Consider the following 17,976-nt stretch of genomic DNA (forward strand, 5'->3'; position numbering starts at 1 on the left):
CACGGGGAAGCTGACTAAAAAGCGCGGCTATCAGCGCGTAACAGGCGGACCAAAATGAAGGTTTTCGCGGGCAATTCGAACCGGCAACTCGCCGAAGCGATCTGCAACTATCTCAACGTTCCCTTGGGGAAAGCCAGTGTTCGAAGGTTTGCCGATCAGGAAATCTTCGTGGAAATCCAGGAAAATGTGCGCGGCGAGGACGTTTTCCTTGTACAGCCCACCGCTTTTCCCGCAAACGACCACCTGATGGAACTGCTGATCATGATCGACGCCATGCGTCGTTCCTCAGCCCGCCGCATCACCGCCGTCCTTCCCTATTTCGGCTATGCGCGTCAGGACCGCCGTGCTTCAGGCCGCACGCCGATCTCCGCCAAGCTGGTTGCCAACCTCATTACCGAAGCCGGCGCTGATCGCGTCATGACTCTCGATCTCCATGCCGGGCAGATCCAAGGCTTCTTCGATATCCCGACCGACAATCTCTTCGCCATGCCCGTGCTGACGCGCGACATCAAGAGCCATTATGACCTCAGCAACGTCGTCGTCGTCTCGCCTGACGTCGGTGGTGTGGTTCGCGCCCGCGCGCTTGCCAAGCGGCTGGACTGTCTTCTGGCCATCGTCGACAAGCGTCGCGAGCGGCCGGGTGAATCCGAAGTCATGAACATCATCGGCGACATCACCGGCAAGGACTGCCTGCTGATCGACGACATCGTCGATTCCGGCGGCACGCTCTGCAACGCGGCCGACGCGATGCTGGCCAAGGGCGCATCCAGCGTCACCGCCTATATCACCCACGGCGTTCTCTCGGGCGGCGCAGTCACCCGCGTCACTTCCTCGAAGCTTCGCGAACTCGTCATCACGGATTCGATCCAGCCGACCACGGCGGTTCTCTCGGCGCACAATATCCGCATCGTGACCACGGCCCCTCTGATCGGCGAAGCCATCAGCCGAACAGCTCAGGAAGAGTCCGTCTCCAGCCTCTTCGATTAAAAAGAGCCGGCATTCGACCGGCTCTTTCAATTTCTGCATTCGGATGGACCAAGCTATTACTGGGCATGCTCGCCGAGCCGCACGAATTGCTGGCGTGTTGATTGTCGCCGAGCCGCGTTCGGCGACAACGAAAGCCCAGACTAAATCGCCGTTCCGATCGTTGGGCGCAAAAAAGCCGGCACAAGGCCGGCTTCCTTTCATTTCTGATCCCAATTGATAACGCTCAAGGCTGCTGCGGCGGCGCAGGTACCGCGTCCTGACCCTGATCCGGTTCCTGCTCCTGGTCTGGCTCCAGCCCCTGATCTTGATCCTGATCCGGACCATCCGGCCCCTTGACCACCTGCCCGTTGACGGCGATCGCGCCGTCGCGGCTGACGCTGATGTCCCAGCGCGAGCGGCCATCTGCATCGGTCTTGGCGAAACCCTTCACCATCATGATGCCGAAGGAGACCTGGTTGAGATCGGGATCCGTCTTGGCAAGCTCCTGAACCGCGGCAATCGTCTTGTCGAGATCGCGGGCAAGGATCGTCGCCTCCATCGAATAGTCCTTTTCGGTGTCGACCCGCCCCTCGATCTTGCCAGTCATGTCGACGTCGTAGACATCGGACTTGGCGCTGACCTTAGGAAACTCAACGGTGAGACGACCATCAGGGAAGAGCTTCTTGCTCATCTCCTCGCCACTCGTCTCCGGCGCCTTGTCATTGAAATCCATCGCCATGAGGGCTTCGCCAAAGGTGGCGAAATCCAGATTCGGCATGGCGAGTTGCAGCTCGAAGCTGGCCGGCACGAAAGGTGAATAGCTTGCCGGCATCAGCGGGCTGTCGAGGCTGATATCCTGCGCATTGATGCCGAAGCCGAAACGCATGGCGTCGCTCGGCCCGTCGACAGCCACATTGTAACCGAATGCCTTGACGCCGCCATTGCCCATCTGGCTGCTGATGGTCAGATTATTGACCCCGATCGTCTCGCTGAAAGATGCAAGAATCGGGAAGGCTTGCTTGAGCATTCCCTTTATCTTGTCGCTATTCTCCGGGCTTAGTTCCTTCTCCTCGAGATGGTCGAGAACGAAAAGGACGATCTCGCGGATTTGCTTGGCCGGCAGGCCGTTCACCTTGGCATCGAAATCGATCGAATCGGCACGGATTTCAACGGGCGGCATTTGCAGGCCGGAAACCTGTTCGACGAAAGTGGACATCGAGCCGCTGCCCGCAAAATCGATACGCCCGTTTCCGCCTGCGCTGTCCGTCGAACTCAGCTTTTGGTCGATCGCGGCGATGCTGGCATGGACTTCCTCGGTGTCGGACTTGCTGGTGACCTTGATGTCCTTGCCGGTGAAGGTGCCGGAGCGCAGATAGCTGATCGCCGGGTCGAAGACGCCGGTATAGACGAGCGAAGCGATGGAATAGGAAAAATCCGTCGGCTTCTGGTCGGGGCCTTTGAAATGGCCGGAAACGTTGAGGTTGTTGTCACCCTCGATGTTCCAGAGCCCGCTGTCGAGCGGCGTGGCGAACATCGACAACGGCGTCAGCCCGTTGATCGCGAATGTCGCCGGATCGGCTTTGGCAAGCAGCTTCGCCAGATCGTAGATGATCTCGTATCGCGCCCCCGCCGGATTGACGGTGATCAGTCCGCTCTTCGCCAGATCCTCGGGAAGCAGCTTCGTCAGCGTCTCCTTGACCGCATTGGCGCCATCCTGATTGATCTCGACACCCTGGGCCGTGGTGACAAGGCAAAGTGCCAGCAAGCTCGTTGCCGTGACAAGTTTGAGACGCATAGTCCGATTTCTCCTCAGCCGCTTTTTTGAATGCGGGCCATCCAAAGATGCGAAGCGCGCCGATGTCAACCTCAGCTGCGGCAGAGAATGGCAATTTGCCGCTCACGCGGCCGCGGATTTCTTCACGGCCGGCGCAAGAACCGTTTCCTGCTGTACGGCCGGCACCTCGCCGTTGACGATCGCCTCGATGCCCGAGCGCGGTCCCGGCTTACCGAAGAGGAAGCCCTGCACCTGCAGGCAGCCTTCCCGTCGCAGGAAGTCGATATGGTCTTCGTTTTCGACGCCTTCAGCAAGTACCGGTATGTCGAGGCTTGCCGCAAGAATCAGCGTCGAACGCACGATTGCCGCAGACTGCTTGTTGGTGACGACGCCGTCGACGAAGGCGCGGTCGATCTTGATCTTGTCGAACGGGAAGCTCTGCAGTGTCGACAGTGACGAATAACCCGTGCCGTAATCGTCCATCGCCACCTTCACGCCGAGCGCTTTCAGCCGACGGATTGCCTGCAGCGCATGTTGATGATCGGCGATGATGCCGGATTCGGTGATCTCGATCTCGAGTCGCGCCGCCGGCAGGCCGCTCTCGAGAAGGATCTGATGCACGATCTGCGGTAGGCGGTTGTCGCCGAGCTGCTGCGGCGCGACGTTGACGGCGATGCGCAGCGGGTTCTTCCAGGTTGCCGCTTCCGCTCAAGCGGCCCGCAGCACCCATTCACCAAGCTCGATGATAAAGCCGGTCTTTTCCGCGATCGGAATGAATTCGACGGTGAGATGTAGCCGCGCACGGGATGTCTCCAGCGCAGGAGCACTTCCAGGCCAACGATGTCGCGCGTCAGCGTGTCATTCTGCTGCTGGTAGAACAGCTCGAATTCGCCGCGCGCCAATCCCTCCCGCATCTCGCTCGCCAGCGCGTTGCGTTCGCGCGCTGCCTGGTCCATCGAGGGCTCGTAGAAGCATATGCTGTTGGTCGCAGTTGATTTTGCCCGATACATGGCGATATCGGCCTGCGACAGCAGGTCGTCCAAAGTGTCCGCCTGTCCGGGATAGGTGGAGATACCGATACTGGAGCCGACGGTGAGCGCATGACCGTTCCATTCGATCGGCCGGGCGATCTCGTCGAGCATGCGTTGTGCCAGTCCCTTGGCGTCCGAACGGACGAAATAATCGCACATGACGGCCACGAACTCGTCGCCGCCGACCCGCGCCACGAACTGGCCGCTTTGCATGATCCTGGACAGCCGCTCGGCGACGGCGCGCAGCACGGCATCGCCGGCGGCGTGGCCGTGAACGTCATTGATTTCCTTGAAACGGTCGAGGTCAAAGGAGAGCACGGCGATATTGGCCGTCATGTCCCTCGGCTTGTTGACCAGCGCCGACAGATGCTCGTTGAAGGCGGCGCGATTGGCAAGATTGGTCAGCGGGTCATGCAGCGACAGATGGCGGTAACGCTCGACGGCTGCCTGCGTCGACTGCATGTCGATGATATAAGTGGAGGCGCCCAGCGCTAGGATGATGATCATCACGGCGCTGACGAGACCGGTCATGATGCCGTCCGAGATGATCTCGGTGGGTGCCGCAACAGTGGCATCCGGCAGGATCGTCAGCCCCGCCATGCCGGTGAAATGCGTAAGCACGATCGCAAGGATCAGCGAAAGGGCAGCCCCGTGGCGGCAGAAACGCGTGATCGGCCGGCCGATGCGATTGGTGGCGACTGCGCCGAACAGGCCGGCCAAGACCAGCGAGGCGACGACATAGGAGGTCTGCCATTCGAGACGACCCTCGATCTCGTAACCGGCGATCCCGACATAGTGCATGACCGCGATGCCGAGGCCGACGATCACGCCGCCTGCCTCGATAAGCGCGCTTTTCTGCGCGATTGACGCGATGGCAAATCCGATCATCGTCGTCGCGACGGCGGCAAACAGCGACAGCAGCGTCAACGTCGGGTCATAGCCGTTCGCCACCGGCGTCTGGTAACCGAGCATGGCGATGAAATGCGTCGTCCAGATGGTCGAGCCGCCAACGAAACCGGAGAGAAACAGCCAGTTGGTTTTCTGCAGCCCCTGCGATCGGCGCACCCGGGTGAAGAGGCGCATCGACAGCATCGATCCGAGCACACAGATAACGGTGGCGAAGATCAGATGCGGAAGGCTGTGTTCGACGGTGATACAGGAAAGGACGCGCAACATGAGGGGCAACCGGCAAATTGAGACGGGCCTGCTTATATTGGCGGGTAAACGCAGGATTTATTAATCGCCGCCGATTTCGTTTTCGATGGTTAAACCTTGGCGAAAGCGTGTATATGGGCAAAAAACAACCCAAATCCGCAACTTGCGTTTCCGATCGACTTATAATATAGGCGACCGGTCCGTGTAGACACCCTTGGAGGCAACGCGGATGAGGTCGGGTCATACCGCCTCCGGTTCGTCGGAACAAGGCTTTTGCCCGCCGCCGAACTCTCCAAATAACCTCGAAAGGAATAGCCATGAGCCAGGAAACTTACGAGCTCAAGGCCGAGGCGCGCGAACGGGTTGGTAAGGGGTCCGCCCGTGAACTTCGCCGCAACGGTTTGATTCCCGCTGTCATCTATGGTGACAAGCAGGCCCCCATTGCCATCGCTCTCAACACCAATGAGGTGACGAAGCGCATTCACGCCGGTGGTTTCATGACCACCGTGGCAACGATCGACGTCGACGGCAAGAAGCACAAGGTTCTGCCGAAGGACTACCAGCTCGATCCGGTCCGTGACTTCACGATGCACGTCGATTTCCTGCGCGTCTCCGGCAACACCCAGGTGACCGTCGAAATCCCCGTTCACTTCATCAACGAAGAGAAGTCCCCGGGCCTCAAGGTCGGTGGCGTTCTGAACATCGTTCGCCATGAAGTCGAAGTTCATTGCCCGGCCGATGCGATCCCTGAATTCTTCAACATCGACCTCAGCGGCAAGAAGATCGGCGACAGCATCCATATCGCGGAAGTTACCTTGCCGAAGGGCGTCACCCCGGTCATCGACCGCGACTTCACGATCGCGACGATTATCGCTCCGGCTGCCGGCATCGACGAGAGCGCCGCGGAAGGCGAAGCAGAAGCCTGATCGCTTCGACCAATTTGTAAAGCATATGGCCCGCTTTCCCCCTGGAAAGCGGGCTTTTCATTGCCCGGAAGCGCCCCGTTTCAGCAACATTTAACAAATTCGTGAAAGCATGCTTCGTCAGCTGCGAAGAAGCCCGCCTCAACGCGCGACAGCAAATATGGTCGGCCCGGGGAGTAGACGGAACCATGAACAATTCCGTTGAGAACAGATTTTTTGCGATAGTTTGCGGAGCGCTGCTTGTTTTTGTCGCTCCCCTCTTTGTTCTCTTCCTTTTTCTTTCCTCGGAGCGGGCCGACAAGGAAATACGCGACCATATCTCCGTTCTTCTTGTCGCCAATGCCCAGGCGCTGGCCAAACCCCTGTGGGACCTCGATGAGGACAGCGTCACCCAGATCAGCGCGACGGTCGTTTCCCAAGGCGCCATCGTCAAGGTCGAAGTGCGTGACCAGTCAGGCCAGCTCGACGTCAGCCAGTCCACCATTCCGCGCTCCTTCGACGGCAAGCTCGTGCAGGTGTCGCGCGCCATTATCTACAACACCGTCGACGGTCCGAAGAACCTCGGCAGCATCAGCGTCTATTATCCTGCGCTTGGCCTGTTTTCCGGCCTGAAGCAGGAAGAGGTCGTCTTCATCTCGATCTTCATCTTCGCGGTGCTGACCGTTTTCGGCACGGCGCTGATCGGCAACCGCTTCTTCGTCATCCAACCGCTGATGCGGCTGACGGCGGCGATCGAGGCCACACGCCAGTTGGGCTCCCGCCATCATGTCGACTGGCAGTCGAACGACGAGATGGGACGGCTTGCCCATAGCTTCAACGAGATGCAGACCAAGCTCGAAAGCGAGGAAAAGGAGCTGAAGCTCGCCCACCGCCGCGCCACCGACATCTACAATCTGACGCCCGCCATGCTCTTCTCGCTCGACGAGGAAGACCGCATCACCGCCGTCAGCGATTATTGGCTGCTTGCCACAGGTTATAACCGCGCCGCCGTCATCGGCCGCAACTTCGCCAATCTCGTCACCCCCGCGACCCGCGACAAATTCGTCAAGCGCCGCCAGGCCGAAAGCGGCATGACTGTCACCGTCAAGTTCGTTTGCCTGGATGGCCGCACCATGGACGTCCTCATCATGGAATCGGAGGCGGGAGCTGGTGCTCAAGATCCCCTCTCGCTATCGGTCATGACCGATGTGACCGAACTCAAGGCGTCCGAGGACCGCAACCACCGCCAGGCGATCACCGATCACCTGACCGGGCTTCTCAATCGCCAGGGCTTCGAAGCCGTCCTCGACAACAAGATCGCCGCCGCCGACGCCGCCGGCCAGGAACTCGCCTGTCTCTTCGTCGATCTCGACCGCTTCAAGTGGATCAACGACAATATGGGCCATGCCGCCGGTGACGTGGCGCTGGTCGAGCTCGTCGAGCGCCTGAAGACCCATCTTGCCCCCTCCGACGAGGCGGCCCGTCTCGGCGGCGACGAATTTGCCATCCTGCTGCCGGCCAAGGACGCCGAAAACCGAGCCAAGGTGATGTGCGAGCAGATCGCCTCGATCTTCGAAACGCCATTCGCCCCCGACATGCATCTGAGCGCCTCCGTCGGTATCGCCATCTATCCGCATCATGCCGAAACCGCGGCCGAGCTGCTCCAAAAATCCGACATGGCGATGTATGCCAAGAAACGCGACGGCAAGAACGGCGCGCAACTCTTCGACAATGCTATGCTCGACCGTGCCCGCAGCCGCGCCGAAATCGAGGCCAATATCGAAGCCGGCCTCGTCGACAACTGGTTCGAAGCCTTCCTGCAGCCGATCGTCACCCTGAACGGCCGCGGCATATCAGGTTTCGAGGCGCTGATGCGCCTCAACCATCCGCAGAAGGGCTTGATGCCGCCGGCCGAGATCATAAGCGTCGCCGAGGAAACGGCAAAGATCGTCCGCGTCGGCAACGTCATCATGGAAAAGGCGATCGCCAACCTCGCGAAGATTTCCCGCATATCAGGCATGCAGGATACCTATCTCGCCATCAACTTCTCGCCGCTGCAGTTCGAGCCGGCGCTGCCGGCCCGTCTTGCCGCCATCGTCGGCCGCCACGACATCCGGCCCGAGCGCATCGTCATCGAGATCACCGAAGCCGTACTGATGCACGACAACCCACAGATTCGCTTGATCGTCACGGAGCTTCGTCGCTTCGGCTGCCGCATCGCGCTTGACGATTTCGGCACGGGCTATTCGTCGCTGAGCTACCTCAACCGCTTCCCCGTCGACATCATCAAGATCGACCAGTCCTTCACCCGCGCAATCAACGACGGCGACGACGACGTGCGTCAGAAGAGCCGCATGCTGATCGAAGGCATCACCACGCTTTCCCACAAGATGAACTGCACCGTCATTGCCGAGGGCATCGAGACCGAAGAGGAATGCCGCACGCTCCACCAGATGGGGCTTGACTACGGCCAGGGCTATCTCTTCCATCGTCCGCAGCACGCAGCCACGCTGATCGAGGAACTGACGGCCTCGCAATCGGCCGTCGCACGCGCCTCGTGAACGAAGAACCAAGGAGATGATACGGATGAAAAGGCTCCTGCTTCTTGCGTGTCTGGCGCTGCCCTGCACCGCCCATGCGCAAACGGTGACGTTCACGACCGAGGACTATGCCCCCTTCAACTATCGCGAAGGCAAGGAGATCAAGGGCGCGACCGTCGAGCAGGTCGAAAAGGTGATGGCCGCGATCGGCGTCGACTACACGATCGACATCATGCCCTGGGCGCGCGCTTTTAGCCTTGCCCGCACGGCGCCGATGACCTGTGTCTTCGCAACCGCCCACAACGGCGCACGCGACCCGCTGTTCAAGTGGGTCGAGCCGCTGCTCATCGATCGCAACATCCTGATCACCCGCAAGGGTTCGGGCGTCACCGCCGGCAATCTGGACGAGGCGAAGAAATATACGGTCGGCACGCAGCGCGAGGATTATACCGAGACGATCCTGAAGGAGAAGGGTTTCACCAAGCTCGATGTCGCCAGCGACTTCAATGCGACGCTGCGCAAGCTGCTTGGCGGGCGCATCGACATGATGCCGATCTCCGAACTCTATTTCGAAAAACTGAAGGCCGACCAGCCGGTGGAATTGGTGACCGTGCTCTCCGCCCAGCCAATGGGCATCGCCTGCGAGAAGAACTTTCCGGACGAACTGCTCGCCAGGATGCAGGCTGCCCTCGACAAGCTGATCGCCGATGGCGACCAGAAGCAGATCTTTCTGAAATACGGAATGAACCTGTCGGAATGACTCCGAAGACAACTGCCCTTTCCGCTTGACTTTGCTTTCATTTCGCGGTGGTGAACGGCGGGAAGTTCTAAAGCGCGTCGCGATCTTTCAGATTCGCTTGTCGTGCTTTAGGTCTTTGTTTTTACGCATGTCGTTGTCGCAAAACCGCTGCACACTTTTCCGCGACATGCTTTAGCGAGGAAAAACAGGCCATGCTGATCATCGCGGGTCTCGGCAATCCCGGCGGCAAATACGTCGGCAACCGCCACAATATTGGCTTCATGGCCGTCGACGCCATCCATCGGCGCCATAGCTTTTCGCCCTGGTCGAAGAAGTTCAGGGCCGAGATTGCCGAGGGCGAGATCGGCGGCGAGAAAGTGCTGCTGATGAAGCCGCAGACCTTCATGAACCTTTCCGGCGAGTCCGTCGGCGAGGCGATGCGTTTCTACAAGCTCCAGCCGGCCGATCTCGTGGCCATCTACGACGAGCTCGACCTTCCTGAGGGCAAGGCGCGGCTGAAGACCGGCGGCGGCCACAACGGCCACAACGGCATCAAGTCGCTCGATGCGCATTGCGGCAGGGAATACCGGCGGCTACGCCTCGGTATCGGCCATCCCGGCATCAAGGAAATGGTGCAGAACCATGTGCTCGGCGATTTCGCCAAGGCCGACAAGGCCTGGCTGGAGCCGCTTCTCGACACGCTCGCCGACAATGCCGACATGCTGGTGCGAAACGAAGATTCGCAGCTGATGAACAAGATTGCGCTGGCGCTCGGCGGAAAGGCCGAGGAGGAGAAACCGGCGAAAGAAAAGAAGGACGCCGAGAAGAAGCCGGCCGGCCAGTCGCATATCCACCAGGCCCGCAACCACAATCAGCCGAAGTTGCCGGCCACCGGCCCGATGGCCGACATGTTGAAAAAGATGTTCGGCAAAAAGGGCGATTGAGACCGATGCCGGATCAAGACGTCATCATCCGCCCGGCTGCCCGCGGCGATCTCGCCGATCTCATGACGCTTTACCGCCACCTGAACCCCACCGATCCGGTTCTTGACGAGGCCATTACCGAAGAACGCTTTTCCGCCATCTTGGCCCAGCCCGGCATGACCATCTTCATCGGTTTTTCGGGGGAGGTCGCCGTTGCCACCGTCACAAGCGTCGTCGTGCCGAACCTGACACGGAACGGCGCGCCCTATGCGCTCATCGAAAACGTCGTCACCCATGCCGAGCACCGCAAGCGCGGTTATGCCCGCGCCGTCATCGGCCACGCGGTCGCCGAGGCCTGGAACGCAGGATGCTACAAGGTGATGCTGCTTACCGGCTCCAAGAATCCGGCAACGTTGCGCTTCTATGAGGATTGCGGTTTCGCGCAAGACAAGACCGGCTATCAGATCCGCCGCCCCTGACTCCATATTCGCGGCGGGCCTCGGAATGCGTCTATTCCTCCGGTTCGGTGGTAAACATCAGCGGAAAGCCCATGCCCTTGGCAAGGTCGATGCCTTCCTTGGCCTTGGTCTCGGCGATGTCCCTGACGCAGACCACGACCACGCAGGAACCCAGCTTGTGCGCCGTCATCATCACCCGGTAGCCGGTCTCCTCGCTCATGCGGAAGACGGCCTTCAGGATCATGATCACCAATTCGCGCGGCGTATAATCGTCATTGACGAGAATGACCTTGTAGAGCTTCGGCTTGTCCAGCTTGAGCTTCACTTTGGCCTTCGGTTTCAGGGCAATGTCATTGTCACTCATCGGAAAAATCCACCCGTTGATGACATGGAAAAGGCGGAGAAACGTCCGCCACCAATATATTGCACCGTAAGCACGGCAGTTCAATGACGGAGTGTTATTCCGTGGAGAGCAGGAGGCAATTCTGGCCGGCTTTTTCCAGGATTGCGGCAGCCTTCTTGTCGAATGTCACAAATGTTTCGCCGCCAAGCCTGCGACCTTCGAAGTCGATGATGCCATCGGCGAAATCCCCGCCAGCATCGAGAAAGGATAATCCGGCTTCGACGGCAACTCTATCATAGACAACCTTCCTGTCCGATATCAGCAGCCGGATGGCCGCTGATATCTCTGAAGCGCTGTTGCGATAGACCCGGCTGGCGACCCAGACGAATTCGCAAAACGTCAGATTGGAAATGAACAGGCGTTCGGCCTCGCGCATGAACGTCCTTGCACGCTCAGTTTGCTTCGGATCGTCATGCACGGCCGAACGTACGAGCACATTCGTATCAACGATCATTGTCGACGCCGACCTCGCCTGCCCAACCCGCCTTTATGGCCTCATCGATCTCTTCGAGCGTCGCATGAATATTCTCCTTGTTCTCCAGACTCCCGAAGAAGCTTTCCACCGAGCCGGCGACCGACCGCCTTTCAACGGCAATGACCTCGAGTTTGCCGCCAGGCAGGAGATCGACATCGATCTTGTCGCCAGGCCTGACCCCGAGATGCTGAAGCACCTCCTTTTTCAGGGTGACCTGCCCCTTTGCCGTCACAGTCAGAGTTGTCATGCTGATGGTATCCTTTGCTCCAAAAGTAAGGCTAACCCGCCTTACCTTCAAGCCGAGCGCCTCAGCTTTTTCAATTCATGTTGCGAACCCTTGACCCAGGGCGGCCATTCCCGCATAGGCAGGGCAAAGTTACCAATAGATATGGATCAAGCCATGGGCTTCAAATGCGGTATCGTCGGGCTGCCGAATGTCGGCAAATCGACCCTCTTCAACGCGCTCACCAAGACGGCGGCGGCACAGGCGGCGAACTACCCCTTCTGCACCATCGAGCCGAACACCGGCGAAGTCGCCGTTCCCGATCCGCGCATGCGCAAGCTTGCCGACATCGCCAAGTCGAAAGAACTGATCCCGACCCGCATCTCCTTCGTCGATATTGCCGGCCTGGTGCGCGGCGCCTCGAAGGGTGAAGGCCTCGGCAACCAGTTCCTCGCCAATATCCGCGAGGTCGACGCCATCGTCCATGTGCTCCGCTGCTTCGAAGACAGCGACATCACTCATGTCGAGGGCCGCATCAACCCTGTCGCCGATGCCGAGACGATCGAGACCGAGCTGATGCTTGCCGACCTCGAAAGCCTGGAGCGCCGCACCGAGCAGACGCGCAAGCGCGCCACCGGCAAGGACAAGGATTCGGTGGCGATGCTGCCGATCATGGAAGCCTCGCTGAAGCTGCTCAACGAAGGCAAGCCGGTGCGCACGCTGCTGTCGACGCTCGATGCGGAAGAAATCGTCATCCTCAAGAGCCTCAATCTCCTGACCTCGCATCCGGTGCTCTACGTCTGCAACGTCGCCGAAGGCGATGCTTCGACCGGCAACGAATTCACCAAAGCCGTCGCCGTCATGGCGAAGGAACAAGGTGCCGAAACCATCACCATCTCGGCGGCGATCGAGGCTGAGGTCGCCCAGCTTCCTGAAGAGGAAGCCAAGGAATTCCTCTCCGCTCTCGACCTTGACGAGGCGGGCCTCGACCAGCTGATCCGCGCCGGCTACAAGCTGCTCCACCTCATCACCTATTTTACCGTCGGCCCGAAGGAAACGCGCGCCTGGACGATCGAGCGCGGCACCAAGGCGCCGCAGGCCGCCGGCGTCATCCATTCGGATTTCGAGCGCGGCTTCATCCGTGCCAACACCATCGCCTATGACGACTACATCAAATACAACGGTGAAGTCGGCGCCAAGGATGCCGGCAAGGCGCGCGACGAAGGCAAGGAATACGTCGTCCAGGACGGCGACGTCATCCATTTCCGCTTCAACACCTGAAGCAATTCCAGGAAAAGCTGAACCGCTCCAACCGGAAACCGCTGCTGTCCCGACCAATGTTTTGTCGCCCAACTGCTCAGCAGATTGGGCGACGTAGCTTTACGGCGTCGCCGCCAAGACGGCAGGCGGCAGTCTTTGCGAAATGGCGGCCGGCAGCGCCCGCAGCACGATGCGGCGCAGCGGCATCCAGCCTGTTCCGATGATCAGCACAATCGCACCGACGACGATCAGCGTCGTGGAGATATAGGTGTCAACCGTCGCACTCCCCTGCCGGAAAATGCCGTAGATCGCAAAACCGAGCGACAGCAGGCCTGACGTGACGAAGGCGCGCCGGTCGATGACAAGGCCGATCAGCATCAACACCACCACGCTGATAACAATGATGGGCGTCTTGATCGACACCGTCTGGGCAACATCGAGCAAATTGCCGTCGAACGACATCAGCAGCCTTACGCTGAAGAGCAGAGCCGGTGCCGCGCCGAGGTGAAGCCAGAAGGCGATATCGGAGCGTGTCGTCCGGCGCAACCGATCGCCGAGATCGAAATAGAGCGCCGTTGCAAACAGCCCGAGCGCGCAAACGAGGAAGACCACCGCGAGCAGGAGGGGATGGTTGGAGAAGAATTGCGGATCGCCGCTCGCCCATTGCATGAGGCGCAATAGCAGGGTGAGTACCAGCGCAAGGGCCGACATGATGCAGAGCGCCAGCGACAGCGGCACGCGGTACCGGGCATAATAAAGGCCGAGAATGATCGGGAAGCCGGCGACGAACTGCGGCGCCTCCGCCCCAATATCATTGAAGGCTGATGTTCCCGGCTTGAAGAAGAAGGACATCAGCAGAAATGTCCAGCAGAGCAGTGCAATCGTCAGGCTGACGGCCGGCAAAGCGAGCCGCTGGCGGCGCACCAGGATTTCCGAAAGCACGATAATCGCAGGCAGCACGGCGTAGAGGGCGGCAAGCCCCCAGAGGCCGCCGAGCGCCACCACGACGCCGATGGTGATCAGCACGTCGTGGAAGCCGCGCACGAAGCGTGGCGTCTCGGTATCCGACCAGGCCTCCCCCTCCGCCGCCATTGCCGGCTGCGCCTCAGCCACGACGACCCCGCGCTCCGTCAGGAACGGCAAAAGCCGCCCGCCCGCCTCCGGCGAAATCAGTTCCTGGCGCACGGCCTCGTCGAGTATCGACCTTAGTTCAGTCATGCCGGTTTATCTCCCCGGAATCATTGAGCCCGCGCGGATGCTATTGTAAGCATTGTGCGCTGCATATGGCGGGAGGAGCGAATGTCGGCAGAAAAGCTTTCCTTCGAGGATTTTCAGCCCGGCCGCCGCTTCGCGCTTGGCCCGAAGCCGGTGACCACAGAGGAAATCATTGAGTTCGCAAGCGAATTCGACCCGCAACCAATGCATCTCGATGAGGCTGCCGGCCGCGCCAGCATTCTCGGCGGCCTTGCCGCCTCAGGCTGGCATACTTCTTCGATGTTCATGCGCATGATGGCCGACAGTTATGTGCTGCATTCGCTCTGCGAGGGCGCGCCGGGCGTCGATCTGATGGAATGGCGAAAGCCGGTGCTTGCCGGTGACACGCTCTCCGGGCACTCGACCGTGCTTGAAGCCCGGCCGATGCGCTCGCGCCCCGGCATGGGCATCGTCAAGTTTCGCCACGAGGTGGAAAACCAGCGCGGCGAACTCGTCTGCGTCTCGGAGAATTCGGTCATGTTCGGCATGCGCGCCGGCCCCGCGGATATCGGCATAAGCCCGGAGACATCAGCATGAGGATGTCCGAGCTTTACGCGGTTGGCGAGAAGGCCGAGATCGGCAGCTACACTTTTACCGAGGAAAACATTCTCCGTTTCGCGACGCACTACGATCCGCAGCGTTTCCACGTCGACAAAGAAGCCGCCAAAGACACGCTCTTCGGCGATCTCTGCGCCTCGGGCTGGCACACCACCGCCGCCTGGATGCGAACCTTCCTCGCCTTTTGGGAAAGGCAGAGCGCTGCACTCGCGCAAAATGGCCTGACGTCGCCGAACCTCGGCCCGTCACCCGGTTTCCAGAAACTGCAATGGTTGCGGCCGGTCTTCGTCGGCGACGTCGTGACCTATTCCGTCGCCTTCCTCTCCAGCCGGGCGCTCGCGTCACGGCCGGGATGGCACCTCAACACCATCCTCTGTGAGGGCGTCAATCAAAACGGCGATGCCGTTATCCGCTTCGAAAGCGGCGTGCTCGAATTCGACTGACGCTGCAGGCAGTAGGACGAGGGCTCAGTGGCCGGAGAATTCGACCAGCGTGTGCACCACAACGCCGAGCTCTTCCAGCTTCTTGCGGCCGCCGAGATCCGGAAGATCGATGACGAAACAGGCGCCGACCACTTCCGCGCCGATCTGGCGCAGCAGCTTCGTTGCACCCACCGCCGTGCCGCCGGTGGCAATCAGGTCGTCGACCAGGATCACCTTCTCGCCGGGCTGGACAGCATCGCGATGCATCTCCATCTCGTCGACGCCATATTCCAGGCTGTAGGCGATGCGCACGGTCTCGTGCGGCAGCTTGCCCTTCTTGCGGATCGGTACGAAGCCTGAGGAAAGCTGGTGCGCCACCGCGCCGCCGAGGATGAAGCCGCGCGCCTCCATGCCGGCGATCTTGTCGATCTTCGTGCCCGCATAGGGCTGCACGAGTTCATCGACCGCCCGGCGGAAAGCCCGAGGGTTGCCGAGCAGCGTGGTGATGTCGCGGAAGATGATACCGGGCTTGGGATAGTCAGGAATGGAGCGGATGCTGGCTGCGAGCTCCGAAGTCGTATTGTTCATGGAAAATCCATATCTGCGAACGCATGAAACTGGCCGCACCCTATCAAGTGCCAGGGGCGGAACCAACAAAAAAGGCGGCCCGTAGGCCGCCTTTTGAAATCCGGCGGGGCACCGCTCAATGTTCCTTATTGGCGTAGATCGAGCGCTTCGTCAGGTAGATCAGCACGGTGAAGATCGCCAGGAAGATCATGACCATGAAGCCGGTGCGCTTGCGCTCCTCGAGATGCGGCTCGGCGGCCCACATCAGGAAGGCGGAGACATCCCTTGAATACTGGTCGACCGTCGCCGGCGCGCCGTCGTCATAGGTCACCTGCCCGTCGGAGAGCGGCTTCGGCATGGCGAGGACGGCAGCAGCGTTGAAATAAGGGTTATAATGTCCACCCTGCGGCACGTGGAAACCGGCCGGCGGCTCTTCATAGCCGGTCAGCAACGCGTGGATATAGTCCGGGCCACCTTCCTGATACTGCGTGAAAATGTCGAAAACGAACTGCGGAAAGCCGCGCTCGATTGAGCGGGCCTTGGCGATCAGCGAAAAATCGGGCGGAGCCGCGCCGTTGTTGGAAGCAGCTGCGGCTTCAGCATTGGGGAAAGGCGATGGGAAGTAATCGGAAGGAACCGCCTTGCGGGTAAACATCTCGCCGCTGGCGTCGGGACCGTCCTGGACCTCGTAATTCGCGGCGAAGGCCTTCACCTGCGCCTCGGAATAGCCGAGTTCGTCGAGCGTGCGGAAAGGCACGAGCTTCATCGAATGACAGGCTGCACAGACTTCCGTGTAGACCTTGAGGCCGCGCTGGAGCTGGCCCTTGTCGTAGTGGCCGAACGGACCGGCGAAAGACCATTCCTCCTCCTTCGGATGCTTCAGCGGATAATGCGGCGTCTCACCTTCCGCGTGATGGGCCGGAGCTGCACCGTTGGTGGGCGTCGCCTCCTGGGCCAGCACCGCACTGCCGAGACCGGCGGCGAATGCGAACGAGAGAATGCTTGTAACAAGCGTTTTCATATTTCTATTCCCTTCCGTCGCTCGCTTATGCCTTGACCGCTGCGGTCTTGTGGCGCTTTTCGAGCACCGCTTCGGTGATCGAGTTCGGGATGCGGCGCGGTGTTTCCACCAAGCCGAGAACCGGCATCGCGACCAGGAAGAAAGCGAAGTAGAGGAGTGTGCAGATCTGCGAGATCGTGGTGAACAAGCCTTCCGCCGGCTGCGAGCCGAGCCAGCCGAGGATGATCGCGTTGATCACGAACAGCCAGTAGAACAGCTTGTACCAGGGGCGGTAGACGGCGGAACGGACCTTTGAGGTATCGAGCCAGGGCAGGAAGAACAGCACGATGATCGCGCCGAACATCACGAGCACGCCGCCGAGCTTGGAGTCGATCGGGCCGATGTTGAAGGTGATCGAACGCAGCATCGCGTAGAACGGCAGGAAGTACCATTCCGGAACGATGTGGGCCGGCGTCTTCAACGGATCGGCCGGGATGTAGTTGTCGGCGTGGCCGAGGAAGTTCGGCAGGTAGAAGACGAAATAGGCATAGACCAGCAGGAAGATTGAGACGCCGAGAGCATCCTTCATCGTCGCATATGGCGTGAAGCGCACCGTGTCCGTCTTCGTCTTGACCTCGACGCCCGTCGGGTTCGTCTGGCCGACGACGTGCAGCGCCCAGATGTGCAGGATGACGACGCCGGCGATCATGAAGGGCAGCAGGTAGTGGAGCGAGAAGAAGCGGTTCAGCGTCGGGTTTTCGACTGCGAAACCGCCGAGCAGGAACTGCTGAACCCATTCGCCAACCAGCGGGAAAGCCGAGAAGAAGCCGGTGATGACGGTGGCGCCCCAGAAGGACATCTGGCCCCAGGGCAGGACGTAGCCCATGAAGCCGGTCGCCATCATCAGGAGGTAGATGACCACGCCGAGAATCCAGAGGATTTCGCGCGGCGCCTTGTAGGAGCCGTAATAGAGGCCGCGGGCGATGTGCAGGTAGACCGCGACGAAGAAGAAGGATGCGCCGTTGGCATGCATATAGCGCAGCAGCCAGCCCTGGTTGACGTCGCGCATGATCTTTTCAACGGAGTTGAAGGCGACCGACGATTCAGCGGCGTAATGCATGGCGAGCGTGACGCCCGTCATGATCTGCACCACCAGCATGACGGCGAGCATGGCGCCGAAGGTGTAGGCATAGTTCAGGTTACGCGGAACCGGATAGGCGATGAAGCTGTCATAGACCATGCGCGGCAGCGGAAGGCGCGCATCGACCCATTTCTCGAGGCCGGTTGATGGCTCGTAGCTGGAATGGCCACTCATTAATCAGTCTC

17 protein-coding genes and 1 pseudogene are annotated in these 17,976 nt (G+C 60.2%); 9 read left to right on the plus strand and 9 right to left on the minus strand.

Annotation, left to right across the window (positions count from 1 at the left end; translation table 11 throughout):
• Positions 1-54: 54 nt before the first annotated feature.
• Positions 55-987 carry a ribose-phosphate pyrophosphokinase gene (locus tag A6U98_RS18690; protein ID WP_011652946.1) on the plus strand — a complete coding sequence of 311 codons (933 nt, stop codon included), beginning with the start codon at positions 55-57 and terminating at the stop codon, positions 985-987.
• A gap of 223 nt (positions 988-1,210) precedes the next feature.
• Here the strand turns inward: A6U98_RS18690 and A6U98_RS18695 are convergent, their stop codons facing one another.
• Both A6U98_RS18695 and A6U98_RS18700 read right to left on the minus strand, forming a co-directional pair.
• Positions 1,211-2,761, minus strand: a complete 1,551-nt coding sequence (locus tag A6U98_RS18695) for a hypothetical protein (RefSeq protein WP_064651939.1) — start codon at positions 2,759-2,761, stop codon at positions 1,211-1,213.
• A gap of 102 nt (positions 2,762-2,863) precedes the next feature.
• A pseudogene (locus A6U98_RS18700) lies at positions 2,864-4,947 on the minus strand (EAL domain-containing protein).
• A gap of 296 nt (positions 4,948-5,243) precedes the next feature.
• On the opposite strand from A6U98_RS18700, the gene A6U98_RS18705 reads away from it, so the two are divergent.
• The 5 genes from A6U98_RS18705 to A6U98_RS18725 all read left to right on the plus strand — a co-directional run bounded on the left by A6U98_RS18705 (position 5,244) and on the right by A6U98_RS18725 (position 10,509).
• Positions 5,244-5,852, plus strand: a complete 609-nt coding sequence (locus tag A6U98_RS18705; RefSeq protein WP_003541728.1) for a 50S ribosomal protein L25/general stress protein Ctc — start codon at positions 5,244-5,246, stop codon at positions 5,850-5,852.
• Positions 5,853-6,037: 185 nt separating this feature from the next.
• Positions 6,038-8,389 (plus strand): EAL domain-containing protein, encoded by a 2,352-nt coding sequence (locus tag A6U98_RS18710; protein ID WP_064651940.1) that lies wholly within the window; start codon positions 6,038-6,040, stop codon positions 8,387-8,389.
• 25 nt (positions 8,390-8,414) lie between these two features.
• A complete protein-coding gene (locus A6U98_RS18715) occupies positions 8,415-9,128 on the plus strand; it encodes a transporter substrate-binding domain-containing protein (RefSeq protein WP_064651941.1) in 714 nt (237 codons plus the stop codon).
• Between the two features lie 191 nt (positions 9,129-9,319).
• Positions 9,320-10,051: an aminoacyl-tRNA hydrolase gene (gene pth, locus A6U98_RS18720; RefSeq protein WP_064651942.1), complete on the plus strand. Its 732-nt coding sequence runs from the start codon at positions 9,320-9,322 to the stop codon at positions 10,049-10,051.
• The gene (locus tag A6U98_RS18725) at positions 10,048-10,509 is read left to right on the plus strand and encodes a GNAT family N-acetyltransferase (protein ID WP_064651943.1); all 462 of its coding nucleotides are present in this window, start codon (positions 10,048-10,050) and stop codon (positions 10,507-10,509) included. Before pth ends, A6U98_RS18725 begins: the two co-directional genes overlap by 4 nt.
• A gap of 31 nt (positions 10,510-10,540) precedes the next feature.
• Here the strand turns inward: A6U98_RS18725 and clpS are convergent, their stop codons facing one another.
• From clpS to A6U98_RS18740, 3 genes are all read right to left on the minus strand, one after another.
• Positions 10,541-10,852 (minus strand): ATP-dependent Clp protease adapter ClpS, encoded by a 312-nt coding sequence (clpS, locus tag A6U98_RS18730; RefSeq protein WP_003541733.1) that lies wholly within the window; start codon positions 10,850-10,852, stop codon positions 10,541-10,543.
• 94 nt (positions 10,853-10,946) lie between these two features.
• Entirely contained in the window at positions 10,947-11,345 is a 399-nt protein-coding gene (locus tag A6U98_RS18735; RefSeq protein WP_064651944.1) for a type II toxin-antitoxin system VapC family toxin, read from the minus strand.
• A complete protein-coding gene (locus tag A6U98_RS18740) occupies positions 11,335-11,613 on the minus strand; it encodes an AbrB/MazE/SpoVT family DNA-binding domain-containing protein (RefSeq protein WP_064651945.1) in 279 nt (92 codons plus the stop codon). The genes A6U98_RS18735 and A6U98_RS18740 overlap by 11 nt, the downstream gene beginning before the upstream one ends.
• Positions 11,614-11,766: 153 nt before the next feature.
• Here A6U98_RS18740 and ychF point away from each other — a divergent pair, with 153 nt between their 5' ends.
• Positions 11,767-12,870, plus strand: coding sequence for a redox-regulated ATPase YchF (gene ychF / locus A6U98_RS18745; RefSeq protein WP_064652278.1), 1,104 nt, complete (start codon positions 11,767-11,769; stop codon positions 12,868-12,870).
• 99 nt (positions 12,871-12,969) lie between these two features.
• On the opposite strand, the gene A6U98_RS18750 is transcribed toward ychF, so the two are convergent.
• Positions 12,970-14,067, minus strand: coding sequence for a hypothetical protein (locus tag A6U98_RS18750; protein ID WP_064651946.1), 1,098 nt, complete (start codon positions 14,065-14,067; stop codon positions 12,970-12,972).
• An 81-nt stretch (positions 14,068-14,148) separates the two neighbouring features.
• On the opposite strand from A6U98_RS18750, the gene A6U98_RS18755 reads away from it, so the two are divergent.
• Entirely contained in the window at positions 14,149-14,640 is a 492-nt protein-coding gene (locus A6U98_RS18755; RefSeq protein ID WP_064651947.1) for a MaoC family dehydratase, read from the plus strand.
• Complete coding sequence (locus A6U98_RS18760) at positions 14,637-15,104, plus strand: MaoC family dehydratase (protein ID WP_064651948.1); 468 nt, start codon at positions 14,637-14,639, stop codon at positions 15,102-15,104. Before A6U98_RS18755 ends, A6U98_RS18760 begins: the two co-directional genes overlap by 4 nt.
• A gap of 24 nt (positions 15,105-15,128) precedes the next feature.
• Here A6U98_RS18760 and A6U98_RS18765 read toward each other — a convergent pair whose 3' ends face one another.
• The 3 genes from A6U98_RS18765 to A6U98_RS18775 all read right to left on the minus strand — a co-directional run bounded on the left by A6U98_RS18765 (position 15,129) and on the right by A6U98_RS18775 (position 17,965).
• Complete coding sequence (locus tag A6U98_RS18765) at positions 15,129-15,671, minus strand: adenine phosphoribosyltransferase (RefSeq protein WP_003561340.1); 543 nt, start codon at positions 15,669-15,671, stop codon at positions 15,129-15,131.
• A 115-nt stretch (positions 15,672-15,786) separates the two neighbouring features.
• Positions 15,787-16,671, minus strand: a complete 885-nt coding sequence (locus A6U98_RS18770; protein WP_064651949.1) for a cytochrome c1 — start codon at positions 16,669-16,671, stop codon at positions 15,787-15,789.
• A 25-nt stretch (positions 16,672-16,696) separates the two neighbouring features.
• Positions 16,697-17,965, minus strand: coding sequence for a cytochrome b N-terminal domain-containing protein (locus A6U98_RS18775; protein ID WP_064651950.1), 1,269 nt, complete (start codon positions 17,963-17,965; stop codon positions 16,697-16,699).
• Positions 17,966-17,976 lie beyond the last annotated feature (11 nt).

It is taken from the genome of Rhizobium sp. WYCCWR10014, from assembly GCF_001657485.1.
Classification (GTDB): Bacteria; Pseudomonadota; Alphaproteobacteria; order Rhizobiales; family Rhizobiaceae; genus Rhizobium.

What these genes read in the sequence shown, in the direction of transcription:
- A6U98_RS18690 (WP_011652946.1), top strand. Translation starts at nt 55, where the DNA reads ATGAAGGTTTTCGCGGGCAATTCGAACCGGCAACTCGCCGAAGCGATC.
- A6U98_RS18695 (WP_064651939.1), bottom strand. Translation starts at nt 2,761, where the DNA reads ATGCGTCTCAAACTTGTCACGGCAACGAGCTTGCTGGCACTTTGCCTT.
- A6U98_RS18705 (WP_003541728.1), top strand. Translation starts at nt 5,244, where the DNA reads ATGAGCCAGGAAACTTACGAGCTCAAGGCCGAGGCGCGCGAACGGGTT.
- A6U98_RS18710 (WP_064651940.1), top strand. Translation starts at nt 6,038, where the DNA reads ATGAACAATTCCGTTGAGAACAGATTTTTTGCGATAGTTTGCGGAGCG.
- A6U98_RS18715 (WP_064651941.1), top strand. Translation starts at nt 8,415, where the DNA reads ATGAAAAGGCTCCTGCTTCTTGCGTGTCTGGCGCTGCCCTGCACCGCC.
- pth (WP_064651942.1), top strand. Translation starts at nt 9,320, where the DNA reads ATGCTGATCATCGCGGGTCTCGGCAATCCCGGCGGCAAATACGTCGGC.
- clpS (WP_003541733.1), bottom strand. Translation starts at nt 10,852, where the DNA reads ATGAGTGACAATGACATTGCCCTGAAACCGAAGGCCAAAGTGAAGCTC.
- A6U98_RS18735 (WP_064651944.1), bottom strand. Translation starts at nt 11,345, where the DNA reads ATGATCGTTGATACGAATGTGCTCGTACGTTCGGCCGTGCATGACGAT.
- A6U98_RS18740 (WP_064651945.1), bottom strand. Translation starts at nt 11,613, where the DNA reads ATGACAACTCTGACTGTGACGGCAAAGGGGCAGGTCACCCTGAAAAAG.
- ychF (WP_064652278.1), top strand. Translation starts at nt 11,767, where the DNA reads ATGGGCTTCAAATGCGGTATCGTCGGGCTGCCGAATGTCGGCAAATCG.
- A6U98_RS18750 (WP_064651946.1), bottom strand. Translation starts at nt 14,067, where the DNA reads ATGACTGAACTAAGGTCGATACTCGACGAGGCCGTGCGCCAGGAACTG.
- A6U98_RS18755 (WP_064651947.1), top strand. Translation starts at nt 14,149, where the DNA reads ATGTCGGCAGAAAAGCTTTCCTTCGAGGATTTTCAGCCCGGCCGCCGC.
- A6U98_RS18760 (WP_064651948.1), top strand. Translation starts at nt 14,637, where the DNA reads ATGAGGATGTCCGAGCTTTACGCGGTTGGCGAGAAGGCCGAGATCGGC.
- A6U98_RS18765 (WP_003561340.1), bottom strand. Translation starts at nt 15,671, where the DNA reads ATGAACAATACGACTTCGGAGCTCGCAGCCAGCATCCGCTCCATTCCT.
- A6U98_RS18770 (WP_064651949.1), bottom strand. Translation starts at nt 16,671, where the DNA reads ATGAAAACGCTTGTTACAAGCATTCTCTCGTTCGCATTCGCCGCCGGT.
- A6U98_RS18775 (WP_064651950.1), bottom strand. Translation starts at nt 17,965, where the DNA reads ATGAGTGGCCATTCCAGCTACGAGCCATCAACCGGCCTCGAGAAATGG.